The following is a 4,880-nucleotide window of genomic DNA, read 5'->3' on the forward strand; positions in this document are numbered from 1 at the left end:
CGTCTGGCCTTTATAACCATCTTCATGTGTCTTCTCAACGATGTGCTGAATCTCGGGGAATATTTTTTCCACGGCATAGCCCAGAAAGTTGTCCGCGGAATTATTCTGTCCGGGCAAGAGCCAGTCCTTTTCCTCATCGGTTAGCCCATAGGGTAACTTTTCAGGATTATTCAGGTCGGAAACCTTGAGCCGTTTCCCCCTCAGATAACAGATGTTTTCTGACGAGTGTACAGTTTGCTGATGACCTGAGAGGTCAAGTTCATTCTCGACCAGGGATTTGACGAGTATTTGAGAAGAGACATAACGCATACCCCCAATTTCACAAACCACATCGGGCAGGCCTGGAGGTATGGCCGAAAGGACCCTCCCCCCAATACGGTCGCTGTATTCGAAGACACCTATTTTAAGGCTTCCCCGCTCTGCTATCCATTTCTTGATTTTTGGAGAGTATTCCTTACCCTCAAGCAACATGCGCCAGGCAGAATAAATTCCACTTGCACCGCCACCTACCACGGCGACATCGTAATCCGGTAATTTATGCGTATCCATAAGATTTTTGTTTATTTTTTATTTTTTGGGGCGTACATCTTATTGTAGTATGGCGGAATTGCTTTGGTGTTGATATGCGCTATAATCACCTGGGGAATGCCTTTATCGTTTGCGCCTTCCAGGACTTTTGGCATTATATTGCGAAAATCCTCCGGGGAACGTACCTCATGAGCCTGTGCCCCCAGGCCTTCTGAGTATTTGACCAAATCAGGATTGCCGAGTTCATATAACTGATGCCAGATGTCCGGGTCTTTCTTATCTTCCTCGAAGTGGTCCATCCCCTGGCTTACCATAGAGAGGTTATTATCCGATAGGACCAACCAGATCGCCCCCACATTATTTTGCCGGGCCGTGGAAATTTCGCTCCCCTGCATCATAAAAGCCCCATCCCCGGTGAATCCGATGCAGGTATCCGAGGGGCATCCAATCTTAGCGCCTACAACTGCCCCGACCGCAAAGCCCATGGGCCCCATGGACAGGGAGGTATAAATAGATGCCGGCGGATCAATAGCCAGGTAATGCACGGACCAGCCTACACAATTTCCGGCATCGATAAAGATTTTCGTGTTTTCGGGCATGGTGTCTTGTAACGCTTTCATCAGGGCGGCAGGTTCTATGGGCTTATCCTCCGACTTGTATGCATCTTCATCCTGAAAAGGGGAATTACCGTGTTTGATTTCATTAATGGCTTTCCTTCGATCTTTTACCTCCGGATAGTTTACCGGGAACTCCGGGATCAGTTCAGCCAGCGTATTGATAAAGGCGCCGGCCTCTGCCACCACCCCTTGGGTCACCGGAAACGACCGGCCAATGATTTTTTGATTGGCGTCCACCTGTATAAAGGGCGCCTGATCTCCGGCAGGTAAAAGGATATCACTCCATTTGTTTGTGGAGAGTTCACCCATGGCCGAACCAATAATCATCAACCCGTCATAGGGAGACTTTTTATCCGATAAATAGTAATAGGGCCACATACAATCAGCCATCCCGTATACCCGCAGGGATAGTTCATGCGATTCGGGAAAAATGCCCTTGGCGTCGGCCGTGGTCATGATTGGAATAGCATAAGTCTCTGCCAGAAGCAAAAGGTTATAAAAGGTATCCGTATCGGCTAAAGCCCGCCTGCAGCCATTCCCCAAAAATAAAAGGGGTCGTTTGCAGTCCAGAAATGCTTCTAGTGCAGATTTTGCCTGATCTTTTGATACACCTTCAAAGGAGGTCCTGTAGCTTGAGGTATCCTTGGGCAGTCTTGTGCCCTTGGGCAGGGTTTCTACTGTGACATTCACGGGAAGACTCAGATGTGTCGCTTGCCTCGGAACGGATAAGGAAGTTCGAAGCGCCTGCTTTAGAAGTGTCATAGCATCTGACCCGGAATTGATGGTGCTGCTTAATCCGGTTGACGCTTTGAAAATCTCGTGTACATCCAGCCCGGCATCCACACCTTCCTGTAGGTAACCCATCCCATCGAAAGCTTGATCGATCTCACCGGTCATAAGAAGCAGGGCGGAGCCGTCTGCCTGCGCATTCATTACTCCTGTCACTGCATTGGTGGCCCCGGGCCCGGTGGTTACCAGGACGACCCCCAGGTTGCCAGTAGCCCGATAATAGCCGTCAGCCATGTACCCCGCACCCGTTTCCTGTCTGCAAATCACATACTCAATATCTTTGTGGTTATCTTTTAAGTTTACCAGGAATTTCACTAGGCCACCGCCCGGAACTCCAAAAATATGGGTCACTTTTTCCAGTTTCAGGAATTCAATAATCAAATCTCCAACAGTGGAGGTTGATGTCAATTCGTCTTTTTTTTCAGGCATATTTATGGCTTGGTTTTTTGGACTCCGCCAGGCTAGTGCACAGGGAGAACACGGGTGTTAGATTTTAGAAAAAGGATTATAATAGCATCAGGCTCATTGAAATTTCAACGGAAATATTAAAGGCAAGGGCGTTGCATCCCAGGGCAGAACGCGTGTGTTTTCCGTTCTCGCCGAATATTTCCACCAACAAATCAGAACAACCATTAATTACTGAAGCTTGCTCGGTAAAGGTGTCTGTACAATGGACGGAACCTTCAATATTAAGGATGTAGTCGACCTTATCGAGGGTGCCCACGGCACTTCTGGCTACCAGCAGTAGGTTCAATCCAGTGAGACGGGCGGCATCATACCCCTGCTTCACGGTCAGGTCCTTTCCCAGTTTTCCAAGATATTCCGGCGGGATATTACTTCCCCGGAGCGGCCCGTTTCCTGATAAGGTGAGTAATTTTCCAGTTTGCCTGTAAAGGATGTAATTCGCTCCATCCGGCACACCCGGTACAGGCGGCAGATCTTTAAGGGATAAGAACTTTTGGTCGTAAGACATTGAGGTAGTCTGGTTGGTTTCTTCTAAAGATAATAATTAAAAGGTTGTGGGCGCTCAAAATGGGGACTTCCCAATCATTTTTAAATCACCCTGTCTTGGTTCTCTTGTGGTTGGAAGCTCCCATGATGTATTTCCCAGATCGGGAATTGACAATAAGGCATTGGATTAAGATGCGGAAGCAACGAAGCATCTGCAGGATCTGTTTTAATTCAATTCAGCGGTAAGATCGGTAGGGTTACAGCATTAATTTTTTAATTCAGCATCAATTTGAACGATCAACCCTTCGATTTCCCCAATGAGTTTTTGCAAACTGTTGATATTCCACTTTCTGTTTGAAATAATTTCGGTGTTGATACTTTTGAATTCTTCATCTTCCAGGAGACTGATATAGTCAAAAGGTTTTGCCAGTTCCAATTCAACATTGTTACTGTCGGTGGCAAAATACCTTCTGAAGTGCTTCACATGGTACGGATAGGATATGTTTTGCTGCAGGTTATTGGACCATACTTCGTTTTCATTTTTAAGGATTAAGAATTCATTTTCGAAAATGAAACTAATCCTGTTGCGCAAACTATCGTCAGTAATCAGGTCAATCCCTTTTGACTTTAAGAATTCATATCCTCCCGTAACCGGGTTCGTGGTGACGGTCCAAAAATATACCCCGAAGGCGCTTTCCAGCTCCTTGTTGTAGGGTTTTCGATGATCCAGGTAATCGAGGATCATTTGATTGTAGGAAAGATATTGAGACTCATTCTCCAGGGTCCTTTCCAGGATCTTAATGTTGCTGACCAGGTTGGATTTCAGTTCGCTGAGCAGTTCTGTTTCTATTTCCCTGGCCTGCTTTTCAGCATTGATATTGTCCAGATAAAAAGCGATCAGAATCCCAACAACAATAAGGACTATTTCTCCGATTGCGTACAGCAGGTATTTGCCGAACTTTTTTTCTGAGAGCAGGCGTTGGCGTAGGCTGTGGACGAAGCGAAGCATGGAGGTTGGATGGTTGCCAGGTTAAAGTACAAAAAAGAAGTAAAATCCCCGGGACACTCCCAAGGGAACCAGAAAGACAAATAGTTTGAAACGGGATAGCCCACTCAAAGTTTAAAAATTTGTGAAATCCGCCCACGTTGCGTTAAATTCTTCCTAAAGAGTGTAATAATCATAGACGGCGCTAGTCTTTAAAGCGAATGGATTATCAAAAACGACCTGAACAATGTGCTTCAAGACTTCACATATCTTGCTGCCCGCGATTAAAATCTACGGACTCAGTGCTAATTTATACGAACCCCTGATTGCATTGTTTACCGATGTACATGTAGATTTTCTGACCCTGGCCTACACCTTGTCTATAGAAGGGTTATTAATCTTCGTGAAATCCGCCCAAATCGAAGTCCCCACCTGGGCTGAAATACTACAGGATCTTTTCTAAATAAAGGTACCCCAAACAACAAGCCTACGATGAATTTTAGCGCAGGGTGCCTGGGCACATCATTTGATTACTTCAAGAGTATTTCGCCATCCTAACGGCGTGCTAATATGTCAACGATTTTGTCCTTTAAGAATAAAGACCGGGCGCCGGAAAAGGTATTGCTGGTCGGGCCCTAATCCGCAAAGTGCACAAGCGACCAAAGGGGTGGCAGACAGGCCTGCTCACCCAATACGACTTTTATTTACGCAGAACCTGCCCTGCTTTCAGGGCTTGAAACTCCCCATTGGCAACGGAAAACTGCCCATTGACGATCACCCAGGTGATGCCTTCCGGATATTGATGCGGATCTTCAAAGGTTGCCTTATCGACTATGGTCTCCGGATCGAATATTACGATATCGGCTTTCATTTGTTCGCGGATGAGTCCCCGGTCTTGCAGGCCCATGGTCATGGCAGGGAAATGGGTCATTTTATAGATGGCCTCCGGGAGTGAAATCGTCTTTTTTTCACGGACATAGTGCCCCAAAACCCTCGGAAATGTTCCATAC

At 46.5% G+C, this 4,880-nt stretch carries 6 protein-coding genes; 1 reads left to right on the top strand and 5 read right to left on the bottom strand.

The annotated features are described in order from the left end of the window. The 4 genes from WBV75_RS14680 to WBV75_RS14695 all read right to left on the bottom strand — a co-directional run. Positions 1 to 549 (bottom strand): FAD-dependent oxidoreductase (locus WBV75_RS14680; protein WP_424121329.1); only part of this gene is annotated, 549 nt, incomplete at its 3' end. A gap of 11 nt (positions 550 to 560) precedes the next feature. Continuing rightward, on the bottom strand, positions 561 to 2,363 hold the full coding sequence (locus WBV75_RS14685; RefSeq protein WP_424121330.1) for a thiamine pyrophosphate-binding protein: 1,803 nt from the start codon (positions 2,361 to 2,363) through the stop codon (positions 561 to 563). A 76-nt stretch (positions 2,364 to 2,439) separates the two neighbouring features. After that, positions 2,440 to 2,907 (bottom strand): RidA family protein, encoded by a 468-nt coding sequence (locus WBV75_RS14690; protein ID WP_424121331.1) that lies wholly within the window; start codon positions 2,905 to 2,907, stop codon positions 2,440 to 2,442. A 243-nt stretch (positions 2,908 to 3,150) separates the two neighbouring features. Further along, the gene (locus tag WBV75_RS14695; RefSeq protein ID WP_424121332.1) at positions 3,151 to 3,894 is read right to left on the bottom strand and encodes a DUF6090 family protein; all 744 of its coding nucleotides are present in this window, start codon (positions 3,892 to 3,894) and stop codon (positions 3,151 to 3,153) included. A 223-nt stretch (positions 3,895 to 4,117) separates the two neighbouring features. Here WBV75_RS14695 and WBV75_RS14700 point away from each other — a divergent pair, with 223 nt between their 5' ends. Continuing rightward, a complete protein-coding gene (locus WBV75_RS14700) occupies positions 4,118 to 4,333 on the top strand; it encodes a hypothetical protein (protein WP_424121333.1) in 216 nt (71 codons plus the stop codon). Positions 4,334 to 4,570: 237 nt separating this feature from the next. On the opposite strand, the gene WBV75_RS14705 is transcribed toward WBV75_RS14700, so the two are convergent. Then, the coding region (locus tag WBV75_RS14705; RefSeq protein WP_424121334.1) for an amidohydrolase family protein at positions 4,571 to 4,880 on the bottom strand (310 nt) is incomplete at its 5' end.

The organism is Robiginitalea sp., assembly GCF_049588695.1.
GTDB lineage: Bacteria > Bacteroidota > Bacteroidia > Flavobacteriales > Flavobacteriaceae > Robiginitalea.

Excerpts from the sequence above, each read along its gene's own strand:
- WBV75_RS14685 (WP_424121330.1), bottom strand. The coding sequence starts at position 2,363 with ATGCCTGAAAAAAAAGACGAATTGACATCAACCTCCACTGTTGGAGAT.
- WBV75_RS14690 (WP_424121331.1), bottom strand. The coding sequence starts at position 2,907 with ATGTCTTACGACCAAAAGTTCTTATCCCTTAAAGATCTGCCGCCTGTA.
- WBV75_RS14695 (WP_424121332.1), bottom strand. The coding sequence starts at position 3,894 with ATGCTTCGCTTCGTCCACAGCCTACGCCAACGCCTGCTCTCAGAAAAA.
- WBV75_RS14700 (WP_424121333.1), top strand. The coding sequence starts at position 4,118 with ATGTGCTTCAAGACTTCACATATCTTGCTGCCCGCGATTAAAATCTAC.